The 15178-nt window shown below is 67.6% G+C and carries 12 protein-coding genes and 1 pseudogene; 7 read left to right on the top strand and 6 right to left on the bottom strand.

The window, feature by feature from the left end:
* The first annotated feature begins 89 nt into the window (after window positions 1-89).
* From tcdA to cysK, 3 genes are read left to right on the top strand one after another with little or no spacing between them, the layout of a single operon-like run.
* Window positions 90-983 carry a tRNA cyclic N6-threonylcarbamoyladenosine(37) synthase TcdA gene (gene tcdA, locus ACEN9Q_RS22720; protein WP_495628983.1) on the top strand — a complete coding sequence of 298 codons (894 nt, stop codon included), beginning with the start codon at window positions 90-92 and terminating at the stop codon, window positions 981-983.
* 35 nt (window positions 984-1018) lie between these two features.
* On the top strand, window positions 1019-1558 hold the full coding sequence (locus ACEN9Q_RS22715) for an FKBP-type peptidyl-prolyl cis-trans isomerase (protein ID WP_056447052.1): 540 nt from the start codon (window positions 1019-1021) through the stop codon (window positions 1556-1558).
* A gap of 31 nt (window positions 1559-1589) precedes the next feature.
* The gene (gene cysK, locus ACEN9Q_RS22710) at window positions 1590-2522 is read left to right on the top strand and encodes a cysteine synthase A (RefSeq protein ID WP_056447050.1); all 933 of its coding nucleotides are present in this window, start codon (window positions 1590-1592) and stop codon (window positions 2520-2522) included.
* A gap of 122 nt (window positions 2523-2644) precedes the next feature.
* Here cysK and ACEN9Q_RS22705 read toward each other — a convergent pair whose 3' ends face one another.
* The 5 genes from ACEN9Q_RS22705 to ACEN9Q_RS22685 all read right to left on the bottom strand — a co-directional run bounded on the left by ACEN9Q_RS22705 (window position 2645) and on the right by ACEN9Q_RS22685 (window position 8347).
* Window positions 2645-3673, bottom strand: a complete 1029-nt coding sequence (locus tag ACEN9Q_RS22705) for a cation diffusion facilitator family transporter (RefSeq protein ID WP_495626122.1) — start codon at window positions 3671-3673, stop codon at window positions 2645-2647.
* Window positions 3670-3999 (bottom strand): ArsR/SmtB family transcription factor, encoded by a 330-nt coding sequence (locus tag ACEN9Q_RS22700; protein ID WP_495626121.1) that lies wholly within the window; start codon window positions 3997-3999, stop codon window positions 3670-3672. Before ACEN9Q_RS22700 ends, ACEN9Q_RS22705 begins: the two co-directional genes overlap by 4 nt.
* A 146-nt stretch (window positions 4000-4145) precedes the next feature.
* Window positions 4146-6947, bottom strand: coding sequence for a M16 family metallopeptidase (locus tag ACEN9Q_RS22695; RefSeq protein ID WP_495626120.1), 2802 nt, complete (start codon window positions 6945-6947; stop codon window positions 4146-4148).
* Between the two features lie 15 nt (window positions 6948-6962).
* The gene (locus tag ACEN9Q_RS22690; protein ID WP_056449910.1) at window positions 6963-7862 is read right to left on the bottom strand and encodes a metallophosphoesterase family protein; all 900 of its coding nucleotides are present in this window, start codon (window positions 7860-7862) and stop codon (window positions 6963-6965) included.
* Window positions 7863-7864: 2 nt separating this feature from the next.
* Window positions 7865-8347, bottom strand: a complete 483-nt coding sequence (locus ACEN9Q_RS22685; protein WP_056450157.1) for a CinA family protein — start codon at window positions 8345-8347, stop codon at window positions 7865-7867.
* Between the two features lie 384 nt (window positions 8348-8731).
* On the opposite strand from ACEN9Q_RS22685, the gene ACEN9Q_RS22680 reads away from it, so the two are divergent.
* The 3 genes from ACEN9Q_RS22680 to ACEN9Q_RS22670 are packed head-to-tail and all read left to right on the top strand — an operon-like array spanning window position 8732 to window position 13885.
* Window positions 8732-9274: a YfiR family protein gene (locus ACEN9Q_RS22680; protein ID WP_495626119.1), complete on the top strand. Its 543-nt coding sequence runs from the start codon at window positions 8732-8734 to the stop codon at window positions 9272-9274.
* Between the two features lie 5 nt (window positions 9275-9279).
* A complete protein-coding gene (locus tag ACEN9Q_RS22675) occupies window positions 9280-11295 on the top strand; it encodes a sensor histidine kinase, YfiR-like protein-associated (RefSeq protein WP_495626118.1) in 2016 nt (671 codons plus the stop codon).
* A gap of 10 nt (window positions 11296-11305) precedes the next feature.
* Window positions 11306-13885: an EAL domain-containing protein gene (locus ACEN9Q_RS22670; protein WP_495626117.1), complete on the top strand. Its 2580-nt coding sequence runs from the start codon at window positions 11306-11308 to the stop codon at window positions 13883-13885.
* Window positions 13886-14070: 185 nt separating this feature from the next.
* Here the strand turns inward: ACEN9Q_RS22670 and ACEN9Q_RS22665 are convergent, their stop codons facing one another.
* The gene (locus ACEN9Q_RS22665) at window positions 14071-14544 is read right to left on the bottom strand and encodes a hypothetical protein (protein ID WP_495626116.1); all 474 of its coding nucleotides are present in this window, start codon (window positions 14542-14544) and stop codon (window positions 14071-14073) included.
* A gap of 300 nt (window positions 14545-14844) precedes the next feature.
* On the opposite strand from ACEN9Q_RS22665, the pseudogene ACEN9Q_RS22660 reads away from it, so the two are divergent.
* Window positions 14845-15174: pseudogene (locus ACEN9Q_RS22660) on the top strand (response regulator); the annotation flags it as partial.
* Between the last annotated feature and the right edge of the window lie 4 nt (window positions 15175-15178).

Raw genomic sequence — 15178 nt, 5'->3', positions numbered from 1 at the left:
TGGACACGCAGGATGCGGCCCAATTTTTGATTGACTGAAAGTTATTTTAGAGCAAGGAGCGCCATTCCGTCCGGTAAAATGGCTGGATGATGACTACGATTTCCACCTCTCTCCTCGATGACGTCGACTTCCGCCGCCGCTTCGGCGGCATTGCCCGCCTCTACGGCGAGCGTGCACTGGAACGCTTCCGTGCGGCGCACGTTTGCGTGGTCGGCGTCGGCGGCGTCGGCTCCTGGATCGTCGAAGCGCTGGCGCGCAGCGCCGTCGGCCGCCTCACGCTCATCGACCTCGACAACGTGGCCGAATCCAACATCAACCGCCAGATCCAGGCACTGTCGACCACGGTCGGCATGCCCAAGATCGAAGCGCTGAAACAGCGTATCGCGCTCATCAATCCGTACTGCGAAGTCGAGCTCGTCGAAGACTTCATCGATCCGGACAATATCCCGCAGATGATCGGGACGCACCGTTTCGACTACGTCGTCGACGCCATCGACAGCGTCAAGGCCAAGGCCGCGCTGATCGCCTACTGCAGCGAACACGCGATCCCGCTGGTCGTCATCGGCGGCGCCGGCGGCCAGCTCGATCCGACCAAGATCGAGGTGCGCGACCTTGCCCGCACCGAGCAGGAACCGCTGCTCAAGAAAGTGCGCAAGATCCTGCGGGCCCGCTATGGTTTCGCGCGCGGCGAAAAGAACAAGTACCACATCGACGCCGTGTTCTCGATGGAACCGCTGCGCTATCCGGAATCCGGCGACGCCTGCGACGTCGACGCCAACAGCATCACGGGCCTGAACTGCGCCGGGTTCGGCTCGAGCATGGTCGTCACCGCGACGTTCGGCATGGTCGCGGCCGGCCATCTGCTGCGCAGGCTGGCGGAGCAGGCGCATGCGGCCGTGCCGGCGCCGCAGCCGGTTGCCGAACCCATACTTGTAACCGAATCCGTCGATGCTGGGCAACCGGAGGAGGCCTTGCTATCATAGAATCAGTTTTTTTACTGATTCGTGAAAGAGGCTCCATGATCCGTCGTATCGCCCTCGCAGGCCTGCTGCTGGCGGCTGCCGCCGCCAACGCGCAGGACGCATCCCAGGCCGGCAACGGCCTGCCCGGTCCCAAGGACCCGGCCCAGGCCACCGCCAACGCCGCCGCCCCCGCCAACCCGAACAATCCCGTCAACCCGGCCCCCGCAGCCCAGGCCCCGCAAGGCCCGCAGGTGCAGGTCATCGACCACGTGATCGGCAAGGGCGCCGAAGCGACGTACGGCAGCACGGTCGTCGTCAATTACACGGGCTGGTTCTACAAGCCGCTGGCCGCCAGGCAGCGTGGCCACAAGTTCGATTCGTCGCTGGATGCGGGCCGCGAACCGCTCGAGTTCCAGCTCGGCGCGCGCCAGGTCATCAAGGGCTGGGAGCAGGGCGTGCAGGGCATGAAGGTGGGCGGCAAGCGCACCCTGATCATCCCGAGCGAACTCGCCTACGGCAAACGCGGCGCCGGCGGCGGTTCGATCCCGCCGGACTCCGATCTGATCTTCGACGTGGAACTGCTGAAGGTCAAGTAAGTCCAACTCATCACTCAACCGGGAGACCTGCATGCGCATCGCGAACGACGTGACGGAACTGATCGGCAATACCCCCTTGGTGCGGATCCGCCGCATGGCGCAGGGCGCCGGCGCGGACATCGCCGCCAAGCTCGAGTTCTACAATCCGGCACACAGCGTGAAGGACCGGATCGGCCTGGCCATGATCGAGGCGGCCGAGCAGTCCGGCCGGATCGGCCCGAACACCATCATCGTCGAAGCCACCAGCGGCAACACGGGCATCGCGCTGGCGATGGTGTGCGCGGCGCGCGGCTACCGCTGCCGCCTCGTCATGCCCGAGACGATGAGCAACGAGCGGCGCATGCTGCTGCGCGCGTACGGCGCCGAACTGGTGCTCACGCCGGGGCCGGAAGGCATGCTGGGCGCGATCCGCCGCGCCGAGGAAATCGTGGCGTCCGACCCGAACTGCTTCATGCCGCAGCAGTTCAACAACCCGGCCAATCCGGACGTCCACCGCCGCACGACGGCCGAGGAAATCTGGCGCGACACGGACGGCAAGGTCGACATCCTCGTGGCCGGCGTCGGCACGGGCGGCACCATCACGGGCGTGGCCGAAGTGATCAAGGCACGCAAGCCGTCGTTCCAGGCCATCGCCGTGGAACCGGACGCGTCGCCCATCCTGTCCAAGGGCACGAAAGGCCCGCACCCGATCCAGGGCCTCGGCGCCGGCTTCATCCCGGAAGTGCTGAACACGCACAGCTACGACGAAGTCATCGCCGTCAAGAACGACGACGCCTTCGAGACGGCCCGCGCGGCCGCGCGCGAGGAAGGGCTGCTGGTCGGCATCTCGTCCGGCGCCGCGTTGTGGGCCGCGATCCAGGTCGCCAGGCGGCCGGAGAATGCGGGCAAGCTGATCGTCACCATCATTCCCTCGTTCGGCGAGCGGTATCTGAGTACGGCGTTGTATGCGAACCTGGCGGGTTGAACGTTCGTAAGCTTATCAATACGTCGTCCCTGCGCAAGGCGGGGACCCAAGTTCTACCTGCGTCGTCGAGATGCCGGCAAGATTGGGTCCCCGCCTCCGCGGGGACGACGCATTAACGATGCTCAGTGCGCGTGGTCGTGCTTGTGATCGTGATCGTGATCGTGATGATCGTGGTCGTGGTGATCATGGTCATGGTCGTCATGCGCATGCGCATGCGCCTCCAGCCCGTCTTGCAGGCAGCAACTGCTGTGCTGGGTCGTCCCTTGCTCCACCTGCAGCGTGCAATGGTGGATGGAGAAATCCTCGCGCAGGTGGCCGACGATGTCGTCGATGGCCGCATCGCCCGGATAGCCGGCCGGCATCACGAGGTGGGCCGTGAGGGCCGTCTCCGTCGTGCTCATCGCCCAGATGTGGACGTCGTGCACTTCGGTCACGCCGGGTTGCGCGGCCAGGAAGGCCGTCACGCCCGTCGCGTCGACGCTGTCCGGCACACCCGCCAGCACCATCTGGATCGATTCCTTCAGCAGCGACCACGTGCCCGCGACGATCACGACGACGAGCACGAGGCTGACGGCCGGGTCGAGCCACGTCCAGCCTGTGTAGATGATGACGACGCCTGAGATGACCACGCCCAGCGACAGTACGGCATCGGCCGCCATGTGCTGGTAGGCGCCGCGCACGTTGATGTCGTCCTTGCTGCCGGCCACGAACAGCCAGGCCGAGAAGCCGTTGATCAGCACGCCGATCAGCGCCACGATGGAAACCGTCGTGCCGGCCACCGGTTCCGGATGGGCGACGCGGTGCACGGCTTCCCAGGCGATGGCGCCGCAGGCTACCATCAGCAGCAGGGCGTTGGCGAGGGCGGCGAGGATCGACGTGCCGCGCAGGCCGTATGTGAAGCGGCGCGTCGGCGCGCTCCTGGTGAGCAGGGCGGCGCCCCAGGCGAGGCCGAGGCCCAGCACGTCGGACAGGTTGTGGCCGGCGTCGGCCATCAGCGCCGTCGAGTTGGCGATGAAGCCGTAGACGAATTCGATGGCGACGAAGGCCGTGTTCAGGGCGATCGCAATGCCGAACGCGCGGCCGTTGCCGTCCGGTGTCGGATGATGGTGATGGTGGCCGTGGTCATGGCCGTGGGAATGATGGTGACTCATGCGTCCAGTCCGGTAGTTGATTCGGCGATCGGTTCGGTGATGTGTTCGAACATGTTGGCGAGCAGTCCGCTGATGTGGGCATCGGCGGCCGCATAGAACACCTGCTTGCCCTGGCGCTCGGCCTTGACGATGCGGGCCGCACGCAGCAGGCGCAGGTGGTGGCTGACCAGCGAACTGGACAGGTTCAGCGCGGCGGCGATATCGCCCACGGCGGTCGGCTGCGCCAGGCAGGCGAGCACGATGCGCAGCCGCGTGGGGTCGCCCAGCAGGTGGAACAGGTCGGCGAGTTCGTCGACGGCATTGTCGATGTCGGGTGGGATGCTCATGCTTAACGTGTGAAGAACTGTTCACATGTTAAACGCACGGGCGTGGCGGAGGCAAGAGACGATTGCGGCCGGGGCTATAAATGCGACGGTTGGGTGGACGGCGTACACGCATGCATGACGCGAACCGTGCGGTATAGCCGTTCACCCTACGGGAGCTGTCCGTCCGCATCGCGCAGCTCCGGCGTTCCCAGCCCGAGCTTTTGCAGCTGCGGCAGGATCGCCGCACGGTCCCCCACGGCGATGACCTTCAGCTGGTCCGGCCTGACGTATTTCTGCGCCGCCGCCTGCACCTGGGCCGCGGTGACGGCACGGAACCGGTCGGGCAGGGCGCGCCAGTAATCGGCCGGCAGGTCGAACACGTACGTCTCGGCCAGGCTCGCACCGATGCCGCTGTTCGTCTCGAACTGGCCCGGCAGCGAGTACACCTGCGAGTCGCGCGCACCCGCCAGTTCGGGCCCCGGCAGCGGCTTGTCGCGCATGCCGTTCACTTCCTTGAGAATCTCGGCGACGGAGGGGCCCGTGACATCCGTGCGCACGCTGCCGGCGATGGCGAACGGGCCCGGCGTGCGGTGGTAGCGGAAGTCGGAAAACACGCCGTAGCTGTAGCCCTTCTCTTCGCGCAGGTTGAGGTTGATGCGGCTCGAGAACAGGCCGCCCAGCGCCGCGTTCATGACCTGCATGGCCGGGTAGTCGGGCGTCCTGCGCGCGGCCGCGATGGTCGTGACGCGCAGCGCCGTCTGCGGGGCGCCGGGCTTGTCGACGACGACGAGGCGCGCCTTGCTGCCGGCAGGATCGTCGACCGCCGACACGGCCGCGTCGGCGCGCTCCCAGCCGCCGAAGCGTGCCGTCGCCAGCGCGCGCAGCGCCTCCAGCGTGATGTCGCCGGAGACGACGAGGGCCGCGTTGCCGGGCAGGTAGTGGCGGCGCCAGAAGCGCACGAGGTCTTCGCGCGTCGTGGCGCGGATCGCCTGCTCCGTGCCGAGCTGGCCGTAGCCGTAGGGGTGGTCGGGTCCGTACAGCGCGCCGGCCGCGGCGACGGCCGCGACCCGTGCCGGATCGTCGCGCTGCTGCGTGAGTTCGCCCAGGCGCGCGGCGCGCTGGCGCTCGACTTCGGCGGTGGGAAAGGCGGGGTGCTGCACGACGTCGGCCAGCACGTCCAGCGCCTGCGGGAACGTGGAACGCAACGCCAGCAGCGACACCGTCGACGCGTCGGGCGACGCAGTGCTGCCGAGGAAGGCGCCCAGCTGGGCGATTTCGTCGGCGATGCGCGGCGCGCTGCGCGTGGCCGTGCCTTCTTCCAGCATCTGCGCCGTGTAGCCGGCGAGGCCCGGCTGGTCGGACGGGTTGGCGCCGGAGCCGCTTTTCACGACCAGTTCCGCCGCCACGAGCGGCAGCGCCGGATTCGGATGGAAGATGACGGTCAGGCCGTTCGGCAGCTTGAACGACTCTCCCTGCGGCAGCGTGAAGCGCGGCGCCGGCCCCGGTTTCGGCGGCGTGCGGCGCCACGGTTCGTCGCGGTTGATGCCGGCGGTGGGGCCCGCGCCGGATGCCTTGGGCGGCGCCCGCGCCGGGACGTCGGGCCCGAGGTCGGGCTTGCCCGGCACGCCGGCGACGATCACGCGCGCGTTCGGCTGCAGGTAGGCTTGTGCCACGCGGCGCACGTCGGCCGCGCTGACGCGGCGCAGGCGTTCGATGTCTTTCGGCAGATAGCCGGGGTCGCCCGTGTACTGGTTGTACTGGTTGATCTGGTTCGCGAGGCCGGTGCCGCCCAGCTTTTCGATCGACGTCAGCATCGCGGTCTCGATCGTGTTGCGGGCGCGTTCGACTTCCTGCTCGGACGGTCCGGTGTCGCGCAGCGCTTTCAGTTCACCGTCGAGCGCCGCCTCCAGTTCGGCCGCGTCGTGGCCCGGGCGCGCGGTGGCGTCGACGATGAAGGTGGACGTGAGCGCATTCGAGTTCTGCGCGGCCGATGCCTCCTGCGCGATCTGGCGTTCGTACACGAGCGATTTGTACAGGCGGCTCGCCTTGCCGCCGGCGAGGATCTGCGCCGTCACTTCCAGTTCGGCGTCGCCCGGCTGGAACGCGGGCGGCGTGAGCCACGCGATGTACACGCGCGGCAGCTCGACGCGGTCCGCGACCGTGATGCGGCGTTCGCGCGTGATCGGGGGCGTGGCCACGCGCGGGTGCGCCACCGACGCGCTGCGTTTGAAGCTGCCGAAGTACTTGGCGACGAGGGCGCGCGTCCTGGTCTTGTCGATGTCGCCGGCGATCACGATGCTGGCGTTGTTCGGGCCGTAGTAGCGTTTGAAAAAGTCGCGCACGTCGGCCAGCTTCGCGTTCTGGATGTCGGCGTGGGAGCCGATGACGGCCGCGTAATACGGGTGGGTCTTCGGGAACAGCGCGTGGTTCAACGCTTCCTCGACGATGCCGTACGGCCGGTTCTCGACGCTCTGGCGCCGCTCGTTGCGCACGACGTCCTGCTGGTTCGACAGCGCGGCCTGGTCGAGCACGTCGAGGAGGTAGCCCATGCGGTCGGCGTGCACCCACAGCGCGAGTTCGAGCTGGTTCGAGGGCACGGTGTCGTAGTAATTGGTGCGGTCGTAGTCCGTGCTGCCGTTGCTGTCGGTGGCGCCGGCGCCTTCCAGCAGGCGGTCGGCCAGGCCGCGCGGCAGGTGCCGGGTCCCGGCGAACATCATGTGCTCGAACAGGTGGGCGAAGCCGGTCAGGCCCGGCGCCTCGTTGGCGGGGCCGACGTGATACCAGATGTTGACGGCCACGATGGGCAGGCGGTGGTCTTCGACGAGGATCACCTCCAGGCCGTTGGGCAGCGTGGTCTTGTCGTAGCGGACCTGCGGCGCGGCCGCTGCCGCCGGCGCGGGTTGTGCCTGCCCCGCCGCCGGCCCCGCGAGGACCAGCAGCAGGGGGACAAAGGACAGGAGGCGGTTCATGCGGGCTCCGTTTTTTTAGTGACAGGCGGCGCTGCCCCGGTCGGGCGGCGCGACGCCGAAAGACGACAGCCGCGTCGACTCGACGAATTCCCAGCCGTAGCCGCCCGCGTACAGCTGCAGGCGCAGCACGCCGGTGCGGTTGCTGTCGCGGACCTCGCTGTGCGCGACGGTCAGCAGGAACGGGGTCGGATACGCGCCGCCCGTGCCGACGACGAACTGGCGGATGCCGCGCGCCGCATCGAGCCGGCCGTCCGCATCCTGCGGGGCGAAGCGTTCGTAGTCGTGGTCGTGGCCGGACAGCACCAGCTCGGCGCCGGCGTCGTACAGCAGCTTCCAGGCGTCGCGCATCTTCGGGACGCTGCCATGGCCGCCCGAACTGTACAGCGGATGGTGCCAGTACGCGAGCGTGCAGCGGGCCGGGTGGCGCGCCAGGTCGGCGCGCAGCCAGTCCAGCTGGGCCGCGTGCTGGGCCGGGGCCAGGTTGCTGTCCAGGGAGATGACGTGCCAGGTGCCCAGCTCGAAGCTGTAGTAGCCGCGGCCGGCCCGCGCGCCCCAGTACGCGAAATAGGGTTTGGCGCCCGGCGTGTAGTACTCGTGGTTGCCGGGCGCGGGCCAGGTGCGGTCCTTGAAGCGGCCCCACGTCGGCGCATAGCAGTCGGAGAATTCCTTCGCGGCGCCGACCGGATAGGTCAGGTCGCCCAGCGCCAGCACGACGGCCCGCGGATCCTGCGCGAGCCCGGCGGCGACGGTGGCGGCTGTCTCGGCCGCGACCGAATACGCCGGGTCAGGGTAGGCGCAGCGCGCGATGTCGCCGGCGGCGTACACGGTGATGCCCGGGTCCACGCCCGCGGCGAGCGCGCTCGCGGAAACGAATGCCGCGAGCGCGGCCGCGGCACGCATCTGCAGGCGCGCCATCCTTACTCGAGCAGGCGCAACAGGCCGGCCAGCGCGTGCGCCACGGTCTGCTCGCGCACCGCGTGGCGGTCGCCGGAGAACACGAGGCGCTCCGTGTACGTGGTATCGCCCTTCGACCAGCCGAAGCACACCGTGCCCACGGGCTTGCCGGGGACGGCGCCGGTGGGGCCGGCGATGCCGGTCGTCGACACCGCTACGTGGGCATTGCTGTTGGCGACCGCGCCTTCGGCCATGGCGCCCGCGACTTCCTCGCTGACGGAACCGAATTGCGCGATCAGCGCGGCCGACACGTCCAGCATCTCCGTCTTGGAGGCGTTCGAATACGTCACGAAGCCGCATTCGAACCAGCCGGTCGAGCCGGGGATTTCCGTGATGGCCTGGGAGACGCCGCCGCCCGTGCAGGATTCGGCGGTGGCCAGCAGCAGGCCCTTGGCTTCGAGTGCCCGGCCCACACGGGTGGCCAGGTCGATGATGTCGTTCGTCACGTGTCGCTCCTCCTTGTAACGGCGGCCGCAGAGGGCCGCCAGGGTCTCCAGGATCTTTCGCGGGCGCGCCCCGTGTGCCGGGCGTGAAATGATCCGCTGCGCGCTCGCGTCCATTCTAGCGCGCCTTCCCGGCGTGCGGCGTCGGAATCTTAACGAAAAGCCATGCTTGCCCGATGCGGGGCCGTCCTTACAAATGTCATTGTATTTATCGGCGTTAATGAAGTTGCTCGTTCCGTGCGACATTACCCTCGGCCGTGCTGCTATCCTGCCCGTCTTGCGGGCTGGCCGTGCGGGCGCGCCCGCACCGTTGTTATTGACCGAACCAGGACCTTGCATGCCGCTCGACCGTTTCGCGCATGACCATCCGGGGCCGGCATACCCGTGATGGCGCTGTCCCTCGCAGCCGCGCGCCCGTCCCGCCAGGCGGTGCTGTGCCTGCTGATCCTCGCGGGTGCCGCCCAGGCCCGGCCCGACCTCCCGGCCACCCCTGAGCGCAAGCTCAAGGCGGCCTATATCTACCGTGTCGCCACGTTCGTCGGCTGGCCGGACGCCGCGTTCGCGCGCGCCGGCGCGCCGCTCCTGGTCGGCGTCGCCGGCGACGACGCGCTGGCCGCCGAAGCCGCGCGCTTCATGGACGGACGCCTCGTGCACGGCCGGCCGCTGGCGGTCGTGCGCATCGATCGCCATCTCGATCCGCATGCCCTGCCGCACGTGCTGTTCATGGCCGCCTCGCCCGCGCGCGGCCGCTTGCTGGATGCCGTGCGCAGCCAGCCCGTGCTGACGGTCTGCGACGGCGCGCCCGGACGCGGCTGCGTGGTCGGGCTGGTGGCGGACGGCACGCACCTGCGGCCGCGCGTCGACCGGCTCGAGGCGACGGCCGCGCAGCTGCGCGTCAGCGCGCGCCTGCTGGCGCTGGCGGCGTGGTGACAAGCATGATCCGCCCGCGCCGCTCGATCCGCGAAAAGCTCGTCACGATCGTGATGTCGACGACGCTCGCGGCATTGGCCGTCTCGGTGGGCACCGTCGTCGCCTACGACCTGCGCAGCTACAAGAGCGCGCTGCTGAACGACCTCGCGACGCAGGCGGAACTGGTGGGCCACATGACGTCGGCCGCGCTGGCCTTCGACGATGCGCGCCTGGCGCGCGAGAACCTGGCCCTGCTGCGCAGCCGGCCGTCGGTGCGCGCGGCCGCCATCTACGACGAGAAGGGCACGCTGTTCGCGACCTACGTGGCGCCCGGCGAGACCGGCGCGTTCCCCGTGCGTCCGGCGCAGGGCGGCCGGCTGGTGCATGCCGGCGGCAAGGAAACCTATGTCGGCAGCGGCGAGGACCTGGTGCTGTACAAGCCGATCAGCGAGAACGGCGAACTGCTCGGCACCGTCTACCTGCGCTCGCAGAACCAGATGATGGAACGGATGCGCGACTACCTCGTGATCTGCGCCTGCGTGACGGTGCTGGCGCTGTTCATCGCGTGGCTGCTCGTGCGCCGCCTGGGCCACACGATCACGACGCCCATCGACGCCATCACGAACATCGCGCGCGAAGTCGTGGCGCGGCGCGACTATTCGCGGCGCGCGCCGCGCATCAGCGAGGACGAGGCGGCGGAACTCGTCGATTCCTTCAACGCCATGCTGACCGAGATCGAGCAGCGGACGCGCGCGCTGGAAGACTCGAACAGCGAGATCGTGCGCCTGAACGAACGGCTCGAAGCGCGCGTGCAGGAACGCACGGCCCAGCTGGAACTGGCCAACTCGGAACTGGAGCTGGCGATCGAGGAAGCGCGCAACGCCAACCAGGCCAAGTCCGCGTTCCTGTCGTCGATGAGCCACGAGCTGCGCACGCCGCTCAACGCCATCCTCGGCTTCGCCCAGATCCTCGCGGCCGACAACATGCCGACGACGCTCGACCAGAAAAAGGAATTCGCGGGCCACATCCTCAAGTCGGGCCGCCACCTGCTCACCCTGATCAACGAGATCCTCGACCTGGCCAAGGTGGAGGCGGGGGCCTTGAGCCTATCAATGGAACCGGTGCTGCTGGCCGAGGTGCTGGACGAATGCCAGGGCATGATCGCGCCGCTGGCGGCCGCGCGCGGGGTGCGGGTCCTGTTCCCGCAGGCGCCCGCGGTGCGCGTGCAGGCCGACCGCACCCGCCTGAAGCAGGTGCTCCTGAACCTGTTGTCGAACGCGGTCAAGTACAACCGCGAGGGCGGGGCCGTCGTCGTCGATTGCGCGCAGCCGGCGCCGCAGCGCCTGCGCCTGTCCGTGCAGGACACGGGCATGGGCCTGTCGCCCGAGCAGGTGGCCGGCCTGTTCCAGCCTTTCAATCGCCTCGGCCAGGAAACCGGCACGCAGGAAGGAACCGGCATCGGCCTGGTCGTGACGCGCCGTCTCGTCGAGCTGATGGGCGGCGAGATCGGCGTCACCAGCAGCCCGGGCGTCGGCAGCGTGTTCTGGATCGAGCTGGCCTGCGCCGATGCGGGCGGCGCCGCGCCCGCCGCAGCGCCGGCCGCGCGCGCCGCGGCCGCGGCGGACGAGGGCGATGCGCCGGCACGGCCGTCCACCGTCCTGTACATCGAGGACAATCCGGCCAACCTGAAACTGGTGCAGGAGATCGTGCGCTTCCGGCCCGACCTGCGCCTCGTGAGCGCGCCGGACGGCCATTTCGGCCTGTCGCTCGCGCGCAGCCAGCGGCCCGACATCATCCTGATGGACCTGAACCTGCCGGGCCTCTCCGGGTTCGAGGTCCTGGCGCAACTGCGCCGCGAACCCGAGACGGCGCGGATTCCCGTCGTCGCGGTGTCCGCCAACGCCATGCGCGCCGACATCGAGCGCGCGCTGGCGGTCGGTTTCGTGCGTTACCTGACCAAGCCGATCGACATCGGCCAGTTCAACGAGGCCATCGACGGCGTGCTGGCGCAGCGCCCCGCCGAGCACAGGCAGCCCGAGTGAGGACCACCCCATGATTTCGCCCAACGACATCCGCCGCGCGCACATCCTCGTCGTCGACGACGAGCCGGTGAACGTGCAGTTGCTCGAATTCCTGCTCAAGACGAGCGGCTACGAGAACGTCGCCAGCACCACCGATCCGCGCCAGGTCGCCGCGCTGCACCTGCAGCACCGCTACGACCTGATCATCCTCGACCTGCAGATGCCGCACATGGACGGCTTCCAGGTGATGGAGGCGCTGAAACCGATGGAGCGCGAATCGTGGCTGCCCGTGCTCGTGGTGACGGCGGAGCCGGACAAGAAGCTGGCCGCGCTGGAAGCGGGCGCGCGCGACTTCATCGGCAAGCCGTTCGACACCGTCGAGGTGCTGACGCGCATCCGCAACCTGCTCGAAGTGCGCCTGTTCCACCAGGAGTCGCGCGACTACGGCGCGCGCATGGAGCGCAAGGTGCGCGAGCGGACGGCCGAACTGCAGCGTTTCCGCGGCGCGATGGATGCGACGACCGACGCCATCTTCCTCGTCGACGCGCGCACGATGGCGATGGTCGACGTCAGCGACGGCGCCTGCCGCATGCTGGGTTTTTCGCGCGAGGCGCTGCTGCGCATCGACCCGGTCGCGCTGGGCCTGGCCGAACGCGCGCAGCTGGAACGCTATGCCGACCCGGCATCCACGTCGCGCGAGCACGACATCGTCGAGACCGAGCTGCTGCGCTCGGACGGGCAGGGCGCGGTGCCGGTCGAGATCAGCTGGCAGCTGCAGTCGTCGGACCACACCCGCATCCTGATCGCCGTCGCGCGCGACATCAGCGAGCGCCTGCAGGCCGCGCAGCGCCTCAAGCACATGTCGAACTACGACAGCCTGACCGGCCTGCCGAACCGCAGCCTGTTCTTCCACACGCTGCGCGATGCCATCGAACTCGCGCAGGACAAGAACTGGCGCATCGCCGTCCTGTTCATCACGCTCGACCGCTTCAAGATCGTCAACGACTCGCTCGGCCCCGCGCTGGGCGACGAACTGCTGCGCCAGTTCAGCACGCGGCTCGTGCGCTGCGTGCGCCTGCGCGACACGATCGGGCGCCTGGGCGGCGACGAGTTCGCGCTGATCCTCACGATGACGCGCGAGCAGACCGAGGACGAGGCCGTGAGCGTGGCCAACGAGGTGCGCGAGGCGCTGCGCGCGCCGTTCGACCTGAACGGCCAGCAGGCCGTGCTGACGGCCAGCATCGGCATCGCGATGTACCCGGACGATGCCACCGACCCGGGCACGCTCGTCAAGTACGCCGACGTGGCGATGGTGCGCGCCAAGGAGGCCGGCCGCGACGGCTACCGCTTCTTCACGGCCGGGATGAACGTGCAGGTGCTGGCGCGGCTGGACCTCGAAGTCGCGCTGCGCGGCGCCGTCGACGACAGCCAGTTCGAGCTGCACTACCAGCCCAAGCTGGACCTGAACACGGGCCGCGTGAGCGGCGTGGAGGCGCTGCTGCGCTGGCGCCGTCCCGGCGTGGGCCTCGTGTACCCGGCCGAATTCGTCCCCATCCTGGAAGACACGGGCATGGTCGTGCGCGTGGGCGCGTGGATCCTCGGCGAGGCCTGCCGCCAGATCGCCGCGTGGAATGCGGAGGGCGTGCGCGACGTGCGCGTGGCCGTCAACGTGTCGAGCCGCCAGTTCGTCGAGGGCGACCTGGAAGGCGACATCCGCGCCGCGCTGGAACACCATCGCGTGGACCCGGGCCTGCTCGAACTGGAACTGACCGAGAGCGCGCTGATGTCGAACTTCGAACACACGGTGCAGGTGCTGGAGCGCCTGAAGCTGCTCGGCATCCGCGTCGCCATCGACGATTTCGGCACCGGCTATTCGAGCCTCGCGTACCTCAAGCGCTTCCCGATCGACAAGCTCAAGATCGACATCGCGTTCGTGCGCGACATCACGACGAATCCGGACGACGCCGCGATCGCGCTGGCCATCATCAGCATGGCGCACAGCCTGCACATGCAGGTGATCGCGGAAGGCGTGGAATCGCGCGCCCAGATGGCGCTGCTGCGCCGCCACCGCTGCGACGAGATCCAGGGCTTCCATTTTTCGCGCGCGCTTGCCCCCGTCGACCTGGCGCGGCTGGTCCTGGAAAACCGTTCCCAGCCCACGCGGCCGGCGGAGGACGACCGCAACGTCCAGACGCTGCTCGTGGTGGACGACGACGTCAACGTGCTGGCCACGTTGCACCGCCTGTTCAGGCGCGACAACTACCGCGTGCTGACGGCCGCGTCGCCGGCCGAGGGCTTCGAACTGTTGGCGCTGTACCGCGTGCAGGTGATCCTGTGCGACCAGCGCATGCCGGCGATGAACGGCACCGAATTCCTCAGCAAGGTCAAGGAGATGTATCCGGACACGATGCGCATCATCCTGTCCGGCTACACGGGCGTGGAGACGGTGCTCGATTCGATCAACCGGGGCGCGATCTACCGCTTCTACACGAAGCCGTGGAACGACACGGAATTGCGCGACAACGTGCGGCTCGCGTTCCGCCAGTACTGGCTTACGCACGGGCCGTACGATGATCGCAAGACGCCGCGCGGGGACGAAGAAGCGGCGTGACGGGGGAACCGATCCGGGCCGACTGCCATCCGTGCCCATCGCGTGAAGAATTTCCTGGTGCGAGACATGTCGACGATGGGCGCGAACTGCAGCGCCATCATGTGCTGGCTGGAGTGGTGTCGCAACCCGTCATAACGCATCATTTTGCTTGCGTTGATCACGTGTGCCTGCCGCGATGATCCTTTTTACTGACTTGGCGTTCGGTTCGAGTCAGCCGCGGAAAGGCGATTGACCAGCCGTTCGACTTGTAATGGGAGCGTGGTTTTATCGGGCGTGGTTTTCGTCGTCAGGGCGAACGATATGAACGTATGGTTGACGGTTGCGTTGCAAATGCCGAGGTCCATGCTGACTCCAGGAATCGATTGCCATTTGCAGGAAGGCTTGACCGTCTTTGCACCCTGCGGAAGCGTCGTGGTCGCCACAATGAGAGACGGCAACGGTGAGTTCCGGGCGGTGATGGTGCATGTGTTAACGCCCGAGTTTGCCTCGCCTTTCGTTTCCGATGTGTCCTTGTGTTCTGCTTTTGACGTGGAATTTTCCAGCTTGAGCGCGACGAGTGCTTCGCGGTCCACCAAGTCGCATGATGGGCCGGATGAGGCGGCGCAAGCGATCGTCGGTAAAATGGACGCAACCAGCAGGAACGCAAGATTATGGCGCATGATAGCCTTGAAAAAAATAATGTCAGGTTAACTAATCGAAAATACAAACTTGACCGCATATCCAAGCAATTTTCTGCCGGCTGGGTTAAAGAAAAATAACTAATATCGTTCCCGTGCGATTTGGCTCGTCAGCCCAGTCCTTCTTGGGCAATTCGTAAATATGACGTTAATGTACTTCTGAGATTTATTCTGAATCTCATCAATTGTCACGGACTAAAAATTTACTTTCTCAATAGCATAATTCGTAACGAGATATCCTCGTTCTCAACTTTTTAGGCCATCTTCTGCAACGGGCACAGGTCACCGGCCGAGGGCTTCGAACTGCTGGCGCTGTACCGCGTGCAGGTGATCCTGTGCGACCAGCGCATGCCGGCGATGAACGGCACCGAATTCCTCAGCAAGGTCAAGGAGATGTATCCGGACACGATGCGCATCATCCTGTCCGGCTACACGGGCGTGGAGACGGTGCTCGATTCGATCAACCGGGGCGCGATCTACCGCTTCTACACGAAGCCGTGGAACGACACGGAACTGCGCGACAACGTGCGGCTCGCGTTCCGCCAGTACTGGCTCACGCACGGGCCGTACGATGATCGCAAGACGCCGCGCGGGGATGAAGAAGCGGCGTGATCGT

It is taken from the genome of Massilia sp. Masssp93, assembly GCF_059491295.1.
The sequence above is the reverse complement of the archived record's forward strand: the minus strand, read 5'-3'. Positions and strand labels throughout refer to the sequence as shown.

Excerpts from the sequence above, each read along its gene's own strand:
- ACEN9Q_RS22665 (WP_495626116.1), bottom strand. The coding sequence starts at position 14,544 with ATGCGCCATAATCTTGCGTTCCTGCTGGTTGCGTCCATTTTACCGACG.
- ACEN9Q_RS22715 (WP_056447052.1), top strand. The coding sequence starts at position 1,019 with ATGATCCGTCGTATCGCCCTCGCAGGCCTGCTGCTGGCGGCTGCCGCC.
- ACEN9Q_RS22675 (WP_495626118.1), top strand. The coding sequence starts at position 9,280 with ATGATCCGCCCGCGCCGCTCGATCCGCGAAAAGCTCGTCACGATCGTG.
- ACEN9Q_RS22690 (WP_056449910.1), bottom strand. The coding sequence starts at position 7,862 with ATGGCGCGCCTGCAGATGCGTGCCGCGGCCGCGCTCGCGGCATTCGTT.
- ACEN9Q_RS22680 (WP_495626119.1), top strand. The coding sequence starts at position 8,732 with ATGGCGCTGTCCCTCGCAGCCGCGCGCCCGTCCCGCCAGGCGGTGCTG.
- ACEN9Q_RS22700 (WP_495626121.1), bottom strand. The coding sequence starts at position 3,999 with ATGAGCATCCCACCCGACATCGACAATGCCGTCGACGAACTCGCCGAC.
- cysK (WP_056447050.1), top strand. The coding sequence starts at position 1,590 with ATGCGCATCGCGAACGACGTGACGGAACTGATCGGCAATACCCCCTTG.
- ACEN9Q_RS22695 (WP_495626120.1), bottom strand. The coding sequence starts at position 6,947 with ATGAACCGCCTCCTGTCCTTTGTCCCCCTGCTGCTGGTCCTCGCGGGG.
- ACEN9Q_RS22670 (WP_495626117.1), top strand. The coding sequence starts at position 11,306 with ATGATTTCGCCCAACGACATCCGCCGCGCGCACATCCTCGTCGTCGAC.
- ACEN9Q_RS22705 (WP_495626122.1), bottom strand. The coding sequence starts at position 3,673 with ATGAGTCACCATCATTCCCACGGCCATGACCACGGCCACCATCACCAT.
- tcdA (WP_495628983.1), top strand. The coding sequence starts at position 90 with ATGACTACGATTTCCACCTCTCTCCTCGATGACGTCGACTTCCGCCGC.